The sequence below is a fragment of the Microbacterium sp. M28 genome (genome assembly GCF_025836995.1).
Lineage (GTDB): Bacteria > Actinomycetota > Actinomycetes > Actinomycetales > Microbacteriaceae > Microbacterium.
Map to the genome: position 1 here is coordinate 484,047 of NZ_CP107546.1, position 17,435 is coordinate 501,481.

12 protein-coding genes are annotated in these 17,435 nt (G+C 69.4%); 10 read left to right on the top strand and 2 right to left on the bottom strand.

From position 1 onward, the window contains the following. Positions 1–10 precede the first annotated feature (10 nt). The gene (locus tag OED01_RS02285; protein WP_264156795.1) at positions 11–1,012 is read right to left on the bottom strand and encodes a LacI family DNA-binding transcriptional regulator; all 1,002 of its coding nucleotides are present in this window, start codon (positions 1,010–1,012) and stop codon (positions 11–13) included. 106 nt (positions 1,013–1,118) lie between these two features. Here OED01_RS02285 and OED01_RS02290 point away from each other — a divergent pair, with 106 nt between their 5' ends. The 3 genes from OED01_RS02290 to OED01_RS02300 are packed head-to-tail and all read left to right on the top strand — an operon-like array spanning position 1,119 to position 4,577. Next, positions 1,119–2,639: an alpha-N-arabinofuranosidase gene (locus OED01_RS02290; protein ID WP_264156796.1), complete on the top strand. Its 1,521-nt coding sequence runs from the start codon at positions 1,119–1,121 to the stop codon at positions 2,637–2,639. Then, entirely contained in the window at positions 2,636–3,634 is a 999-nt protein-coding gene (locus OED01_RS02295) for a glycoside hydrolase family 43 protein (RefSeq protein WP_264156797.1), read from the top strand. The genes OED01_RS02290 and OED01_RS02295 overlap by 4 nt, the downstream gene beginning before the upstream one ends. After that, positions 3,627–4,577 (top strand): glycoside hydrolase family 43 protein, encoded by a 951-nt coding sequence (locus OED01_RS02300; protein WP_264156798.1) that lies wholly within the window; start codon positions 3,627–3,629, stop codon positions 4,575–4,577. Before OED01_RS02295 ends, OED01_RS02300 begins: the two co-directional genes overlap by 8 nt. Before the next feature lie 7 nt (positions 4,578–4,584). Here OED01_RS02300 and OED01_RS02305 read toward each other — a convergent pair whose 3' ends face one another. Then, a complete protein-coding gene (locus OED01_RS02305) occupies positions 4,585–5,604 on the bottom strand; it encodes a LacI family DNA-binding transcriptional regulator (protein ID WP_264156799.1) in 1,020 nt (339 codons plus the stop codon). Between the two features lie 222 nt (positions 5,605–5,826). Between OED01_RS02305 and OED01_RS16365 the strand changes: the two genes are divergently transcribed. From OED01_RS16365 to OED01_RS02345, 7 genes are all read left to right on the top strand, one after another. After that, entirely contained in the window at positions 5,827–12,138 is a 6,312-nt protein-coding gene (locus OED01_RS16365; protein WP_318841119.1) for a rhamnogalacturonan lyase family protein, read from the top strand. Between the two features lie 94 nt (positions 12,139–12,232). After that, the gene (locus tag OED01_RS02320; protein WP_264156800.1) at positions 12,233–12,652 is read left to right on the top strand and encodes a DUF4383 domain-containing protein; all 420 of its coding nucleotides are present in this window, start codon (positions 12,233–12,235) and stop codon (positions 12,650–12,652) included. Between the two features lie 26 nt (positions 12,653–12,678). Then, entirely contained in the window at positions 12,679–13,245 is a 567-nt protein-coding gene (locus OED01_RS02325; protein WP_264156801.1) for a hypothetical protein, read from the top strand. Positions 13,246–13,395: 150 nt separating this feature from the next. Beyond that, positions 13,396–14,556, top strand: coding sequence for a Gfo/Idh/MocA family protein (locus tag OED01_RS02330; RefSeq protein ID WP_264156802.1), 1,161 nt, complete (start codon positions 13,396–13,398; stop codon positions 14,554–14,556). Then, positions 14,556–15,725, top strand: a complete 1,170-nt coding sequence (locus tag OED01_RS02335; protein ID WP_264156803.1) for a dihydrodipicolinate synthase family protein — start codon at positions 14,556–14,558, stop codon at positions 15,723–15,725. The genes OED01_RS02330 and OED01_RS02335 overlap by 1 nt, the downstream gene beginning before the upstream one ends. Beyond that, a complete protein-coding gene (locus OED01_RS02340; protein WP_264156804.1) occupies positions 15,722–16,579 on the top strand; it encodes a sugar phosphate isomerase/epimerase family protein in 858 nt (285 codons plus the stop codon). The genes OED01_RS02335 and OED01_RS02340 overlap by 4 nt, the downstream gene beginning before the upstream one ends. Before the next feature lie 10 nt (positions 16,580–16,589). Beyond that, positions 16,590–17,348 carry a sugar phosphate isomerase/epimerase family protein gene (locus OED01_RS02345; RefSeq protein ID WP_264156805.1) on the top strand — a complete coding sequence of 253 codons (759 nt, stop codon included), beginning with the start codon at positions 16,590–16,592 and terminating at the stop codon, positions 17,346–17,348. The last annotated feature ends 87 nt before the right edge of the window (positions 17,349–17,435 follow it).

Sequence of the window (17,435 nt, forward strand, 5' to 3'; positions counted from 1 at the left end):
CGAGCGGCGATCAGGCGGTCGAGGCTCTGGCGCGCAGTTCGAACGGCGTGACGAACTCGCGGGCCTCGGCGGGGGCCGTGCCGCGGATCCGTTCCAGCAGGAACGTCACAGCCGTGCGGGCGGTGACCTCGTGCGCCGGCGACACCGAACTGAGCCGCGGTGAGAGGAAGTCGCTCTCGGGCAGGTCGTCGAATCCGATCACGCGGACATCCTCCGGCACGCGGATGCCGGCATCCGCGAAGCCCCGCAGCGCACCGATCGCGACGCCGTCCGTGGGGCAGAACACGCCGTCGACGGGGACGCCGGATTCGGCGACGCGCTGCGCCGCACGGTACCCCTCCTGCATGGTGAAGTCCGCGACGTCGAAGAAGAGTCGGGGGTCGGGGGTGATCCCGGCATCCCGGAGCGCCTGCTGGTACCCCTCGAGCCGCAGGTCGCGCACCGAATCAGACAGGGTGAAGCGGACGTCGAAGATCGCGACGGTGCGCGAGCCCTGCGCGATCAGGTGCGCGGTCGCCGCGTAGGAGCCGTCGACGTTCGGCATGGCGATGTGATCGAGTGGCCCGTCGAAGATCCCCTCGCCGAGCAGCACTACCGGATAGTCCACACGCAGCAGGCCCTTGTCCGCAGGGCCCAGTCCGACGGTCGACAGCAGCAGGCCGTCGTGCATGCGGTTCTGCGACAGTGTCATCGCCTCGAGTTCGCGCTCGCGCACGGCGTCCGTGTGCTCGATCTCGACGCGATACCCTTCCTCGCCGGCGATCGTGGCCACCAGGGCGGCGAGGCGGGCGAAGTAGTGATCGCCGATGTTCGGGACGGCAAGGCCCAGGGTGCCGGTCCGGCCGGTGCGGAGGTTCCGGGCGGCGGCGTTGACGCGGTAATCGAGCTCCTCGACGGCCGCGAGGACCTTCTGCCGCGTCGACTCGCGCACATGCGGATGGGCGTTCAGGACGTTGGACACGGTCATCGGCGAGACGCCGGCGGCCTTGGCCACGTCCTGGATCGTCGTCATCCGTCCATCCTCCCTCGGGTCTTGCCCACGACGGAATTGTATCGCTACAATTCCGGACGAGCCCCACGTGGGACCGACCCCGAAACCACTCCTCGGAGAGGACATCATGCCCAGCACCCGTGTCGTCATCGACCTCGACCTTCCCGGCGCGACGATCAGCCGTCACCTGTACGGCCACTTCGCCGAGCACCTCGGACGGTGCATCTACGGCGGCTTCTTCGTCGGCGAGGGATCCGACATCCCGAACGAGGGCGGCATCCGCCTCGACGTCGTCGAGGCGCTGCGCGAGTTGAAGATCCCGAACCTGCGCTGGCCGGGTGGATGCTTCGCCGACGACTACCACTGGCGCGACGGCATCGGCCCGCGCGACGAGCGCCCCCGGATGGTCAACTCGCACTGGGGCGACGTCGTCGAGGACAACTCCTTCGGCACGCACGAGTTCATGCAGCTGTGCGAGATGCTCGGTGCCGACGCGTACGTGAACGGCAACGTCGGCTCCGGCACGGTCCGTGAGATGAGCGAATGGATCGAGTACCTCACGCGCGCCGATGACTCGCCGATGGCATCGCTTCGCCGCCAGAACGGTCGCGATGAGCCGTGGAAGGTGCCCTTCTTCGGCATCGGCAACGAGGCGTGGGGATGTGGTGGCAACATGCGCGCCGAGACCTACGCGGACCTCGCCCGTCAGTACGCGACCTACGTCCGCAACCACGGCGACAACACCGTCTACCGGATCGCCGCAGGTGCGAACGTCGATGACTACGAGTGGACCGACGTGCTGATGAAGGCGCTCGGATGCCTCGGCTGCGACGGCCAGGGCTCCTCGCCCTACCAGGCGCTCTCGCTGCACTACTACACGATGAGCGGCTCGTGGGAGAGCAAGGGCTCAGCCACCGAGTTCGACCAGGACGAGTGGTACCTCACGCTGTCCCGTGCGTACCGCATCGAGGAACTGCTCACCCGGCACAGCACGGTCATGGACCGGCACGACCCGCGGCGGCGCGTCGGCCTCGTCCTGGACGAGTGGGGTACGTGGTGGGATGTCGAGCCCGGCACGAACCCCGGGTTCCTGTACCAGCAGAACACGCTCAGGGACGCGCTGGTCGCCAGCGTGCACTTCGACGCCTTCCACCGCCACGCCGATCGCCTGGTGATGGCCAACATCGCCCAGACGGTGAACGTGCTGCAGGCGATGCTGCTGACCGACCCGGACACCGGCGCCCTGGTGAAGACCCCGACGTTCCACGTGTTCGCCATGAACACCGGCCACCACGACGCGCAGGCGCTCGCCGCCCACGTCGTCGACGCGGACACGCGCGCCTCGGACGGTCGCGACCTGCCGCTGCTGTCGGCCTCCGCATCCACGAAGGACGGCGCGGCCCTCGTCTCGCTGTCGAACCTCGACGCCGAGCAGGCGAGGACGGTCGTGCTCGATCTGCGTGGCGCCGACGTCGCCGGCTTCAGTGCACGGGTGCTGACGGCGGCATCCACGGCCGAGCACAACACTCCGCAGAATCCGGATGCCGTGGCTCCCGCGGCGCACGACGGCATCCGTCGCCACGAGCGAGGACTCGAGGTCGACCTGCCGGCGCACTCCTACGTGACGGTGTCGCTGGAGCTGGCGTGACGCAGGAGGCCTACCTGTTCGTCTACTTCACCGGCGAGACGGGTGCGGACGACGAGGCGATCCGGTTCGCGGTGACCGCTGGGGACGACCCGCTGGCGGACTGGATCGAACTGGGCGACGGCGAGCCGCTGATCCGTTCTGTGATGGGGGAGCGCGGTCTGCGAGACCCGCATCTCGTCCGGCATCCGCAGCAGGGCCGCTGGTACCTGATGGCGACCGACCTGCGCATCCAGGGCAGGCCGGAGGGCTTCGCCGCGGCGCAGCAGACCGGCTCGCGCGACATCATGGTGTGGGAATCGGCCGACCTCGTCACGTGGTCCGAACAGCGTCGGCTGACTGTCGCGCCGCCGGATGCCGGAAACGCCTGGGCTCCGGAGGCGGTGTGGGATGCCGAGCGCGAGGAGTTCTTCGTGTTCTGGGCATCCGCGCTGTACCCGCCGGAGCTGGCACCGGTCGACCGGCGCATCCAGGATTCGTACCAGCGGATGTTCTTCGCGACGACGAGCGACTTCGTGACGGTCGGCGAGCCGCACCCATGGATCGACGAGCGGCGAGGCCCCGGTCGGGGGTTCATCGATTCGACGATCGTCCGGGACGCGGGCGCGTACTACCGCTTCACGAAGGACGAGGCGACGATGCTCCCCGTGCTGGACCGCAGCCGCGACCTGCACGCGCCGGAGTGGGTGCGCATCGCCGACAGGCTCGGACTCGGGCAGCCCAACCCGTGGGGCGGCACCTTCACCGAGGGTGAGGGGCCGACGGCCTTCCGCTCCGAGCGCGACGGATGCTGGTACCTGTTCATCGACCAGCCCGGCTACCACGGCGGTGCGGGCTATCTCGCCTTCCGTATCACGGACCTGGATGCCGGGACCCTCGAATCGGTGCCGGCAGAGCTTCCGCGCAGCCCGCGGCACGGCACCGTCGTGCCGATCTCCGCGGTCGAGCGCGACCGGATGCTGGCGGCGTACGCGACCGGGAGTCTGATCGATGCCTGACGGGTATCTGCTCGTGCACTTCGTCGAGGACCACGAGGGCCACGGCGAGAAGATCTACTTCTCGCTGAGCGTCCGCGACGATCCGCTGCGCTGGACGCGTGCGAACGGCGGAGAGGCCGTGCTGGAGTCGACGCTCGGCACGACGGGCGTCCGCGACCCGTACCTCGTGCGCGGGGAGGATGAGGCGTTCATCATCGCGACCGATCTGCGGGTGTGGACAGGCGCGGAGCACGACTGGGACGGGTGGACCCGGCACGGCAGCAGGTCGCTCGTCATCTGGCGTTCGACCGATCTCGTCACGTGGTCCGAACCCTGGCTGATCGAGGTCGCGCCGCCCACCGCAGGGATGGCCTGGGCACCGGAGGCGCTCTACGACGCGGCGACGGGCGAGTTCCTGGTGTACTGGTCGAGCTCGCTGTACGACGAGGCGGATGCCGCGCACGCCCGTGATTCGTATCCGCGGATCCTGGCGGCGAGGACGACGGACTTCCGTTCGTTCTCGGAGCCGTTCGTGCTCGCGGACTTCGGACCGGGGCATGGCGTGATCGACCTGACGATGGTCGAGCACGAGGGGCGGACGCATCGTTTCCTGAAATCGACCGATGAGCGGCGGCTGTTCCAGGAGGATGGCTCGTCGCCGATGTCGTCCGACTTCACGATGGTCGCGTCGCGCATCGCCGACGATCTGTACGAGCACGTCGAGGCGCCGCTGATCTTCTTCGATGCGAAGGCGGGGTGCTGGTACCTCTGGGTCGATCAGTACTCGGACTGGCCGCAGGGGTACATCGCACTGCGCTCGACCGACCTCGCGGCGGGGGACTGGCAGCCGGTGCCGCGCGACGAGTTCGTGCTGCCTGCGAACACGAAGCACGGCGTCGTGGTGCCGCTGCGCCCCGGTGAGTGGGATCGACTCGCCGAGGCCTTCGGCCCCCTCGATCGTTGAGTGAGGGTCAACGAGCGGAGGTGAGAGCGGTCGAGCCGCGGACCACGAGCTCGGGCTGATAGACCACGCTCATGAGGTCGGGGGCCTCCGTGCCGTTGACGCGGGCGATCAGCAGTTCGGCGGCGGCGCGACCCATCTCGCGCGCGGGCTGCCGCACCGACGTCAGTGGTACCTGGGCGATCGCGGCGAACTCGATGTCGTCGTACCCCACGACGGCCACGTCCTCCGGAACGCGCACGCCGGAGGCGATCAGCCGGTGCACCAGACCGACCGCGAGATGGTCGTTCGAGGTGACGATGCCGTCGGGACGGTCCTCCGGTCGCCGCGCGGCGATCTCGTCACCGAACGCGAGGCCCCGCTGCATGGTGGTGATGGTCGCCCAGATCGGCTCGATGGTCGTTCCTGGGTGCTCGGCGACGGCGAGCCGAGCACCGGCGAGACGCTCACGGACCTGCCGCACCTCCTCGCGGGCGCCGACGAACGCCAGTCGGCGTCGCCCGGTGGCGATCAGATGCTCGGCTGCGAGTCGGCCGCCGGCGACGTCGTCGAGGGACACCGAGGGGATCTCTCCGGAATCGTCGACCGCGTCCACGAGAACGACGGGCACCCCGCGCCGGCGCAGTCGCTCCTGCCACGCATCCACGGGGCCGAACGGGCTCACCAGCGCGCCCTCCACCTGCACCCGCTCGAACAGCTCGAGGTGGTCGAGCTCCTTGGCGATGTCGTCGCTCGCATTGCCGACGAGGATCCGCAGGCCGGCGGCGGCCGCGGCATCCTCCGCGCCGGCGACCATGTCGGCGAAGAAGGGGTTGGCGATGTTGATGACGGTCATCCCGAGCAGCCCGCTCCGACCGACGCGCAGCTGCTGCGCCGCCTGCAGTGGGACGTAGCCGAGCCGATCACTCGCGGCGCGGACCCGCTCGGCCAGCTCGTCGCTGACGCGTCCAGGTCGATTCAGCGCATTCGAAACGGTGCTGATCGATACCCCGGCGAGCTCGGCGACATCCCGGATGCCCACGCGTTTCACATCGCCCTCCCTTAGACGCCTGCACTTCTGGCAATGGTATGCGCTTTCCTCGGAGGGAGGCGCATCCGTGACGCGCGGACAAAAACGTTTCGCACTTTTGCTTGCCACGGTGATGCGGCACGTGCAAGACTGCCGGACGAGCGGCTGGAATGCGCTTTCCGCACATTCATCCCCCGCCTCTCCAACGTTTTCCTTTGCCACCGCCGTCAACAGGAGAGAACTGTGCCCCACGAGTTCGCCATCCCCGCCCATCGAGCCCCGCAACCTTCCGGCACAGCCACGAAGACCACTCGACTCCGCGTCGGCGGGATCATCGCCGCCACCGTGGTCGTGGGATCCCTCATCACGGCTCCAGCCGCCGCCGCGGTGCTCGCACCGAACGAGGATGGTGCCTGGCGCTTCGACTTCGGCACCGCGTCGAGTCCAGTCGCGGAGGGGCACCAGCAGGTGCTGACGAGCTCGCTGTACACGCCGGAGGCCGGCTGGGGCGTCACACTCCCCGACGGCGCCTCGCTGTTCGATCGCGACCGCAGTACCGACGGTTCGCCCGCCGGTGCGATGGAGGACGACTTCATCGCGGGCACGAACTGGGGCTTCGCCCTGGACGGCGTTCCCGAGGGCGACTACGAGGTGACGGTCACGATCGGCGACGGGCTCAGCTCGGCATCCGGAACCAACGCGACCCTCACGCTCGAGGGCGTCGCCCAGACGCGCCTGGCATCCGAGCGCGGCACCAACCTGACCACGACGTTCCCGGTGACGGTGACGGACGGGCAGCTCACGATCGGCGTGACCGGATCCGGGCTCGGCGCCTACATCAACGGTCTGGTCGTGGCACCTGTCACGCCGGATGCCCCGGCTGATCTCGTCGCGGCGAAGGTGGCGTGGAACGGAGTCGACCTGACCTGGTCGGCAGCAGAGGGCGCCGCCGAGTACCGCGTGCTTCGCGCCGACGTCGAGGGTGACACCACCGGCGAGTTCGCGCAGATCGGCGAGTCCGCCGAGCCGACTTACACCGATGCATCCGTGGTGCAGGGCGGTTCGTACGCCTATGCGATCGTGGCCGCGAGCGCCTACGACCGCGTCTCCTCGCCCTCGGCCGAGGTCCGCTCCGGGGTTATCCCGGAGCTCGTCGCCCCGGAGGCACCGACCGACCTGACGATCGCTCAGGTCACCGCCGACGCCGTCGTGCTGGCGTGGTCTCCGGTCGCGAACGGTGACGCGTACGTCCTCGAGCGCGCCGGCGCAGATGGCGCCTTCACCGAACTCGCCGTGCTGGAGACCCCCGGCTACACAGATGCCGTGGACACGACGCAGCCGTGGTCGTACCGGGTGACCGCCCGCAACCAGGTCGGCTCGTCCCCGGCATCCGACGCGGTGGTCTCGACGATCTACACGGCACCGGCTCCGATCCCCGCCGGCGACGTCGTCACGTTCGACTTCGGCGCGGGCCAGGTCGCCGACGGTGCGCTCGCCGTCACCTCCGCGACCGCGTACGACGCGGCGTGGGGCTACGGATTCTCCACCGCACCGGCATCCGCGACCCCTGACATCGACCGCGGCGGCGACGACCCGCTGCGCAGCGATTTCGTCGCGGCGGCCGGCGCGACGTTCGAGATCGACCTGGGAGCAGGCGACTACTCGGTCCAGGTCGTCGCCGGCGACGCCGAAGCGGCGAGCACGACGACCATCACGGCCGAGAGCATCGCCAAGGTCCAGGCCAATCCGCAGGCGGCCGGTTCGTACCTCGAGATGGCCTTCCCGATCGCTCTGGTCGACGGGCGGCTGACCCTGCAGATCGCGGGGGATGCCGCGGCGCTGAACGCCCTCACCATCACCCGCCTGCCGGCGCGCGTCGCCGGCGCCATCGGCACCGCGTACATCACGGGCGATTCGACCGTGCAGACCTACGACCCCATCGCGTACGCGCCGCAGGCCGGCTGGGGGCAGATGATCGACCGGTTCTTCGCCGACGACATCGCGTTCGCCAACCACGCGATCGGCGGTCGGTCCTCGAAGAACTTCATCACGCAGGGCCGGTTGGACGAGGTGCTGCGCAGCATCCGTCCCGGTGACTACCTGATGGTCCAGTTCGGGCACAACGACGCCACGCAGGGAGTGGATGACCGCTACGCGAGCCCGGCCGATTACAAGGAGTATCTGCGCGTCTACGTCGAGGGTGCGCGTCAGCGCGGGGCCACTCCGATCCTCGTGACGCCGGTGTCTCGGCGCTCCTTCAACGCGGAGACGGGGGAGTTCAACGTCAGCTTCCCGGAGTACGTCGCCAAGATGACGGAGCTCGCCGTCGAGGAGGACGTGCCGCTCGTCGACCTCTCGGCATCAAGCCGGGCGTACCTGAACGAGATCGGACCGGATGCCGCCAAGGCGGTCTTCCTGCACGTCGACCCTGGCGTGTTCCCGAACCGGCCCGCCGGTACCGTCGACGACACGCACTTCCAGGAGTACGGCGCGATCCAGATGGCGCGACTCGTGGCGCAGGGGGTCGCGCAGCTCGATGACCCGCTGGCGGAGAAGGTCGCCGACATCCAGCCGCCCGCCGAGGTGCCCTCGGCTCCGCAGAACGTGGTCGCCGGAGCCATCAGCAACGGAGGCGCGACCCTGCAGTGGGACGCATCGCCGACCGCCGACATCTACAAGATCTACCGGCAGGCGGTCACCGACCCCGATCTCGCCTGGTCGCTGGTGGGCATGGTGACCCAGACCAGCTCGATCGTGCAGGGCCTGGCCGAAGGCACCGCATATCGCTACCGCGTCGTCGCCGTCAACGGTCGAGGAGAATCCGAGCCGAGCGCGGTGGTGACGTTCACCACGAAGCAGGCCCTGTACAAGTACGATTTCCAGCTCGCCGGCAACCCGGTCATGGCCGGGTACACCGAGGTCACCCCCGATCTGACGTACAGCGAGGAGCGCGGGTACGGCTTCGTCGTCGCCCCCGGCGCCGCAGCCGGTCGTGACCGCGGCGCGGCGGAGGGATCCGACGATCTCGTGCGCGACTTCGTCCTCCCCGGAGACAGCGCGACGTTCGCGCTCGACGTGCCGGACGGCACGTACTCGGTCAAGACCTACTCGGGCGACTGGATCGGCTCGACCCGCACCAGCTTCCGGGTCGAGGGCAAGGACGCCGGCAGCGGCAACGCCGGCCGAGGCAGCGTGAACTCGACTCTGCGCGGCCCGTTCCTCGTCACGGACGGACAACTGAGCGTCGAGGTGTACGGCGCGGCCGCAGGCACCCGGTTGAACGGCCTCGAGGTCACTCCGATCCTGCTCGGCCCGACCGGACTCGAGGTCGCCGACGTGGATGCCGACCCGAACGCGCCGGCCGTCTCGCTCATCTGGGATGCCGAGCCGGGCCTCACCTGGAACGTCTACCGCCAGTCGCCGTTCGACGCCGTGCCGGTGGCCGTCGGAACGACCACGGAGCCGGCGTACGTCGACACCACGGCGCGCGTCGGACTGGACTACGACTATCACGTCACGGCCGTCGACCAGACGAAGCTCGAGTCGGTCCCCTCGACCACGGTGACGGCATCCCTCGTCGACCCGGAGGCGACAGCGCCGTCCGCACCGACGGACCTCGTCGTCGAGTCGATCGAGAAGCGCTCGATCGAGTTCTCCTGGGCCGAGCCCCTCGGCGCGCAGTACTACCTCGTCTTCCGCTCGGAGGTCGACGGCGAGCGCGGAGAGCTGATCGGCATCGCCGACACCAGCCGGTACACCGACACCGGCGTCCTCACCACGATCCCCTACTACTACACGACCGTCGCGGTGAACGCCGCTGGCGCGGGAGACGCGTCGGAGCAGCTCGCGACCGACGCGGTCACGGTGCTGCAGCGTCAGGCCGAGTACCTGGATCGCGCACCTGCCGTCGTGGCGACCGATGCCGGAAACCTGGTGTCCTGGCGCATGCTCGGCACCGACCCGGACGACGTGGCCTTCCACGTCTACCGCGACGGCAAGCGCATCACCGCCGAGCCGATCGCCGACTCGACGAACTTCGTCGACGCCGCAGGCACCGCGGCATCCGCGTACTTCGTGACGAAGGTGCTGAACGGGGTCGAGACCACCGAGACCGAGGAGTTCGGCGTGCAGGACGGCGCGTACCGTTCGGTGCCGCTGGACAAGCCGGCCGACGCCTACACGAAGGACGGGCAGCCGTACACCTACAACGCCAACGACACGAGCGTCGGCGACGTGGACGGCGACGGCCAGTACGAGCTGATCGTCAAGTGGGACCCGTCCAACGCGCAGGACAACTCGAAGGGCGGGTACACCGGCAACGTGTACCTGGACGCGTACGAGCTGGACGGCACGCGACTGTGGCGCATCGACGGCGGCGTCAACATCCGCGCCGGGGCGCACTACACGCAGTTCCAGGTCTTCGACTACGACGGCGACGGCCGTGCCGAGGTGATCATGAAGACCGCGGACGGCGCGATCGACGGCGCAGGACAGCCGATCGGCACCGCGGGCGCCGACCATCGCAACAGCTCGGGGTACGTGCTCACCGGACCCGAGTACCTCACCGCCTTCGACGGTGCCACGGGCGCGGCGATCGACACGGTCGACTACACGCCGCCGCGCGGCGACGTCGGCGCCTGGGGCGACACCTACGGCAACCGCGTCGACCGGTTCCTCGCCGGTACCGCGTACCTGGACGGCGAGCACCCCAGCGCGATCTTCAGCCGCGGGTACTACACGCGTGCGGTCGTCGCCGCGTACGACTTCGACGGAACCGAGCTGACCCAGCGGTGGGTGCTCGACTCGAACGACGCGGGCGCCGAGGCGCTGTACGGTCAGGGCAACCACAACCTGTCGGTGGCCGACGTCGACGGCGACGCCAAGGACGAGATCGTCTTCGGTTCGGCGACGATCGACGACGACGGCTCGCTGCTGTACTCGACCGGACTCGGACACGGTGACGCGATCCACGTGTCCGACCTCGTCCCCTCGAACGCAGGACTCGAGGTCTTCGCCGCGCACGAGGACATGGGCGCGTCGCAGAACGCCGGCGCCACCATGCGAGATGCCCGCACCGGTGACGTGCTGTGGTCGATCCCGGCGGTGAAGGACACCGGGCGGGCCGCCGCCGGCGACATCGACCCGCGCTACGCGGGCGCCGAGGGCTGGGCGATCGGCGGGGATGCCGCGTGGAACTCGCCCGTGGGCCAGCTGATGTCCGCGGACGGCGAGCTGATCGGGGAGCAGATCCCCGCGGCCAACTTCCTCGCCTGGTTCGACGGGGATCCCCTGCGCGAGATCGTCGACCACACCTTCGACCAGGCGGCCTACCGCGGGTACCCGACCGTGTCGAAGTGGAACTGGGAGACCGGGGAGTCCGAGGTGATCCTCGCCGATGAAGGGGCGCGCTCCAACAACGGCACGAAGGGCAACCCCAACATCCAGGCCGATCTGTTCGGCGACTGGCGGGAGGAGATCGCGTGGCGGTCCGCCGACTCCAGTGAGCTGCGGATCTACTCGACCACCGACGAGACCGACCTGCGCATCCGCACGCTGATGCACGACCCGGTCTACCGTCTGTCGGTCGCGTGGCAGAACACCGGGTACAACCAGCCGACGCAGACGAGCTTCTTCCTCGGCGACGGGATGGAGCAGCCCGCTGCGCCGAAGATCGCGGTGACCGGCGACCCCTCCGGCGCCTCGGACACGACGGCACCGGTCCTCGCAGGGATCCCCGCCGACGGGACGCTGCTCGCGAGCACGTCGACCTTCACGGTCGACGTCACGGCGGCGGATGGCGAGTCCGGTGTCCGCAACCTCGACATCGCCTTCGACGGGCGACCCGTCGCCGCTGGCGAGCAGATCGACCTCGCGGATCTCGTCGGTCCGCACACGTTCACCGTGAACGCGGTCAATCACGACGGCCTCGTGTCCTCGGCATCCGTGCAGCTGCTGGTGTTCGACGATGAAGGCGCGTCCAAGGCCCCGGGCCGAGGGGTGCTCTCCAGCGACTCCGGCTACGAGGACGGCCTGCGTGACGGCGAGTACACCGTCTCGATGAACCTGTGGCACGGCGTCAACGGCGCGGTGTTCCGGCTCTACGAGAACGGGGAGCTGATCTCGACGAAGCTGCTCGACGCGAACTCGCCCACTGCGCAGCTGGCGACGGTCGACGTCGCGGGCAAGGAGAACGGCACCTACGTGTACACCGGCGAGCTCGTCAACGCGGCCGGGACGACCGCCACGACATCGGTCACGGTGAAGGTGAGGGATGCCGCTCCGGCCACGCCGGTCCTGTCGCACGACAACCGCGACAGGGACGGCGACTACACCGTCACCGCGAACCTGTGGTGGGGCACGAACGCCACGGCGTACCGACTGTTCGAGAACGGTGTGATGATCGACGAGCAGGCGCTCGCCGCGGCATCCCCGAACGCGCAGCGTGCCGTCACGCACGTGACCGGACGGGCGCCGGGGACCCACACCTACGTCGCCGAGTTCTCCAACGCGGCCGGGACGACGAGTTCGAAGGAGATCACGGTGACCGTGCGGTAGACGGCGGCGGGGACGGCGGGCAATCCGTTCGACGGATGCCTCCGAAGATCCTGTAGATGCGGCATCGGGCCGCACAGGAACAAGGAGGTCAATCATGCGCTCGTCCCCGAACCGTCTTGTCGCCACGGTGTTCGGCGCGGTGTACATCCTCGTCGGGCTCCTCGGCTTCGCCGTCACCGGAGGTGTGGGTTTCCTCGCGACCGAGGGAGGCATGCTCCTCGGGATCTTCATGGTCAACCCGCTGCACAACGTGGCGCATCTGCTGATCGGCGGGGCGCTGCTGATCGCGGGGCTCGTGTCCGTCCGGGCGGCCAAGACCGTGAACATCATCATCGGTGCGGCGTACCTGCTGCTCGGAATCGTCGGGTTCTTCCTCGTCGGCACGGCTCTCAACATCCTGGCGCTGAACACGTTCGACCACTTCCTGCACCTCGCGAGCGCGATCGTGCTGCTGGGCGTCGGGATCGCCGCCGATCGTTCGGTCGACCGGGCCTCGGCAGGCTGGGCCGCCTGACCGGGCCCGTCATGAATCACTCGACGATGACCCCTCCCACGGCGGTGGAGGCCGATGCGCACCGTGACGCGGTGGCGGTCTGGCCCTCCATCGCCGCGTGGGGTGGTGGACTGATCCTCGTCGCGCTCGGGGCCGGAGCGCTGACCGCGGCGGACGGCGGCCCCGCGCTCGCGACGACGGCCATCCTGCTGCTCGTGGCAGGGGCCGCGGTCATCGCCTGGGGGACCGTGACGCTGATCCGGGCACGAGTCGTGGTTCCGAAGGCCGGTATCGCGGGCGCGATGGCGAGTGCCGCGCTCGCGATCGCCGCGTTCGCGCAGGACCCGGTCCGGATGGGAATCCTCGCGGTGGCGCCGGCGGTGGCGCTGCTCGTCGTGACGGCTGTGGCCTGCGCGCTCCGGTTGCGGGGCCCGGCCGGCGGGGGACCGTACGCGGGATCCGGAGGACCTCGTCGACTGCGCGTCGCGGAGATCATCGTCGGCGCGATCCTGGCCTCGGCGCTCGTGACGCCGGCGCTCGCCTCGGTCGAGGCCGGACACCTCGCCCCACCCGGTGAGAACGTGGTGACGCCCGACATCGGTCACCAACACTGACGACAGTTCCGGTCGGACAGGCGCACCGCCCCACCCGTTCCCGGGTGGGGCGGTGCGCTGCTTGCGTTGGAAGCGAGTCGCATGGCACACTAACGGAAAGCGTTTACCCCAGCATCCGGATTCGGATGCCGACCTCACGAACGGAAAGCAATGTCACAGGCGACGACCCGCGAGATCGGGATCATCATGAACGGCGTCTCCGGACGCATGGGCTACCGGCAGCACCTGGTGCGCTCCATCCTCGCGATCCGCGACCAGGGCGGCATCGAGCTGTCCGACGGCACGCGCGTCACCGTGAAGCCGATGCTCGTCGGCCGCAGCGAGCAGAAGCTCGCCGAGCTCGCCGCCAAGCACGGCATCGAGGACTACACCACCGACCTCGACGCGGCCCTGGCGGACCCGCGGTGGGAGATCTACGCCGACTTCCTCGTCACGAAGGCACGTGCCACCGCCATCCGCAAGGCGATCGCCGCCGGCAAGGCCATCTACACCGAGAAGCCGACCGCCGAGTCGCTGGAGGAGGCGCTCGAGCTGGCCCGCCTCGCACAGGCCGCCGGCGTCAAGACCGGTGTCGTGCACGACAAGCTCTACCTCCCCGGCCTGCAGAAGCTGAAGCGTCTGATCGACTCCGGCTTCTTCGGCCGCATCCTGTCGGTCCGCGGCGAGTTCGGCTACTGGGTCTTCGAGGGCGACTGGCAGCCGGCGCAGCGTCCGAGCTGGAACTACCGCACCGAGGACGGCGGCGGCATCATCACCGACATGTTCCCGCACTGGAACTACGTGCTCGAGAACCTGTTCGGCGACGTCAAGAGCGTCTATGCGCAGGCGGCCGTGCACATCGCCGACCGCTGGGACGAGAAGGGCGAGCACTACACCGCCACGGCCGAGGACGCCGCGTACGGCATCTTCGAGCTCGAGGGCGGCATCATCGCCGAGATCAACTCGTCGTGGACCGTCCGGGTGAACCGCGACGAATTGGTCGAGTTCCAGGTCGACGGCACGCACGGCTCGGCGGTGGTCGGCCTGTTCGGGGCGAAGATCCAGCCGCGCAACGCCACACCGAAGCCGGTCTGGAACCCCGACCTCGAGGACAGCCACGACTACGACGCCGACTGGCAGAACGTGCCGACGAACGACGTGTTCCTCAACGGCTTCCGCCAGCAGTGGGAGGAGTACCTGGAGTCGTACGTGTTCGGCACCGAGTACGAGTACGACCTCCTCGCCGGCGCCCGTGGTGTGCAGTTCGCCGAGGCCGGCCTCGCGTCCAGCGCCGAGGGTCGCAAGATCGCCATCGAGCCCCTGTCCCTCTGATGTCGACGCTTCGCCTGCTTTCGGCATCCGGAGAGCTCTCGGATGCCGCGCTGAACGACTCCGGCGCGTACACGCGTCCGGGCTCGCCGCTCCGCTCGCGCGTCGCGTATGCCGCTGCGCACGTCGTCCCGGTGGTCTGGGGGGACAACACCCCCGGCCAGCCGGCCGACATCGACTGGGACTCCACACTGGCGTTCCGCCGCAACGTGTACTCGTGGGGTCTCGGCGTCGCGGACGCGATGGACACGGCCCAGCGCAACATGGGGCTGGATGCCGCGGCCACCCGTGAGCTCATCTCGCGCAGCGCCCAGGTCGCCCGCGAGGAGGGCGGCTCGGTCGTGGTCGGCGTCAACACCGACCACATCCTCGAGTCGCACATCTCGCTCGATCAGGTGACCGACGCGTACAAGGAGCAGCTGCACTTCACGGAGGAGCAGGGTGCCGGCCCCGTGCTGATGGCGTCGCGTCATCTCGCACGGGTCGCCACGTCGGCCGAGGACTACCGTCGCGTGTACCGGTCGGTGCTGCAGTCCGCGACGGTTCCCGTCGTGCTGCACTGGCTGGGCACCGCCTTCGACCCTGAGCTCGCCGGCTACTTCGGTGCCGACGACTGGCAGACGGCGTCGTCGACGCTGCTCGACATCATCGCCGAGAACCCGGGCAAGGTCGCGGGCGTCAAGATGAGCCTGCTCAATGCGGAGAGCGAGATCTCGGTGCGCGAGCGGCTCCCGGAGGGTGTCCGGATGTTCACGGGCGACGACTTCAACTACGTCGGGCTGATCGGAGACTCGGGCGTCGGCGAGCGGCCGTACTCGGACGCCCTGCTGGGCGCCTTCGCCGCGATCACGCCGGTCGCGTCGGCGGCCATCCAGGCACTGGATGCCGGAGACGGCGCCGCGTACGAGCGCATCCTCGGGCCCACGGAGGAGCTCAGCCGTCAGGTGTTCGCCGCGCCGACGTTCTACTACAAGACGGGTGTCGCCTTCCTCTCCTGGCTCAACGGCCACCAGCCGGCGTTCCAGATGGTCGGCGGGCTGCACTCGGCGCGAAGCCTTCCGCACCTCTCGCGGATCGTCGAACTCGCCAACGCGTCGCTCGCGCTGGAGCAGCCCGAGCTCGCTCTCGAGCGCTGGCACGGGATGCTGCGGCTGAACGGGGTGGAAGCATGAGTCATCCGAAGCTGTCGATCAACCAGGCCACGATCAAGTACGCGAACCTGGCCGATGCGCTGAGCGCCACGGTCGCCGGCGGTGTCGAGGCGATCGGTCTGTGGCGCGAACCGGTGACCGAGGTCGGTCTCGCGACCGCCGCCGAGATGCTCACCGACTCGGGTCTGCGGTTCACGACGCACTGCCGCGGTGGCTTCTTCACGCTGCCGGACGGCCCTGCCCGCACGCAGGCGCTGGACGACAACCGCCGTGCGATCGAGGAGACCGCGACGCTGGCCGCCGCCGGCGCTGAGGGGTCGACCTCGATCCTCGTGCTCGTCGCCGGCGGTCTGCCGGAGGGGTCGCGCGACATCATCGGCGCTCGTGAGCGGGTGCGCGACGCGATCGGCGAGCTGGTTCCGGATGCCGCGGCCGCCGGAGTGACGCTCGCCATCGAGCCGCTGCATCCGATGTATGCGACCGACCGGTGCGTGGTGTCGACGCTGGGTCAGGCGCTGGACATCGCGTCGGACTTCGACCCGGCCGTGGTCGGTGCGACGGTCGACACGTTCCACATCTTCTGGGACCCGCAGGTGCTGGACCAGATCGCGCGCGCGGGCCGCGAGGGTCGAATCGCGACGTACCAGGTGTGCGATTGGAAGACCCCGCTCGCCGCCGATGTGCTGCTGAGCCGGCACTACATGGGCGACGGTGTGATCGACTTCGGCTCGTTGACCCGTGCCGTCGTGGATGCCGGGTACACCGGGGACATCGAGGTGGAGATCTTCAACGAGGAGGTCTGGGCGACGGACCCGGTCGAGGTCGTGCGGCGCACCGCCGCGGCCTTCGAAGACGTCGTCGTCCCGCACCTGTGATGCTGGAGACATGACCATCCGAATCGGACTGTGCTCGGTGACCTTCCGCGGGCTGAGCGCCGCACAGATCGTGACGCTCGCCGCCGAGGCGCGCCTCGAGTCGATCGAGTGGGGCGGTGACATCCACGTGCCGGCCGGCGATACGGTGGCGGCGCGGAACGTGGCGGCGCTGACGGCGGATGCCGGACTCGCCGTCGCCTCGTACGGGTCCTACTTCCGCGCCGGCGAAGGCGAGGACATCGGCCCGGCGCTGGACAGCGCGGCCGAGCTCGGAGCCCGCCGCATCCGGGTCTGGGCGGGGTCCGTCGGCTCAGCGGAGGCGGACGCGACCGACAGGGCCCGCACGATCGATCGACTGCGCGACGCGGCGATCGCGGCATCCGAACGGCGGCTCGAACTCGCGCTCGAGTTCCACGGCGGCACTCTCGCCGACACCCCGGAGGCGACTCTGAGTGTGCTCGACGACGTGCGCCACCCTGCGCTGCGGACGTACTGGCAGCCGACCGTCGGGGCATCCGACGAGGTCGCGGTCGCCGAGTACCGCAGGGTCGCCGATCGGGTGAGCGCCGTGCACGTGTTCTCCTGGTGGCCGCGCACGGAACGGATGGCGCTGACGGAGCGCGACGGCCTCTGGCGAGAACTCTTCGCCGCGGCAGCTGCGACGCCGACGCCGCCGCAGGACGCGTTGCTGGAGTTCGTGCCGGACGACGACCCCGCCGTGCTCGCGCGTGAGGCCGCGGCGCTGAGAGGCTACCGTGACGACGTCTGAGCGGCCGGTTCGAGGCTCCTCATGGATAGCGCGCTCATGCGTGCTGAGCGGCGGATCCTCGGCCGAAACGGCCGTTCTCTGCGGGGT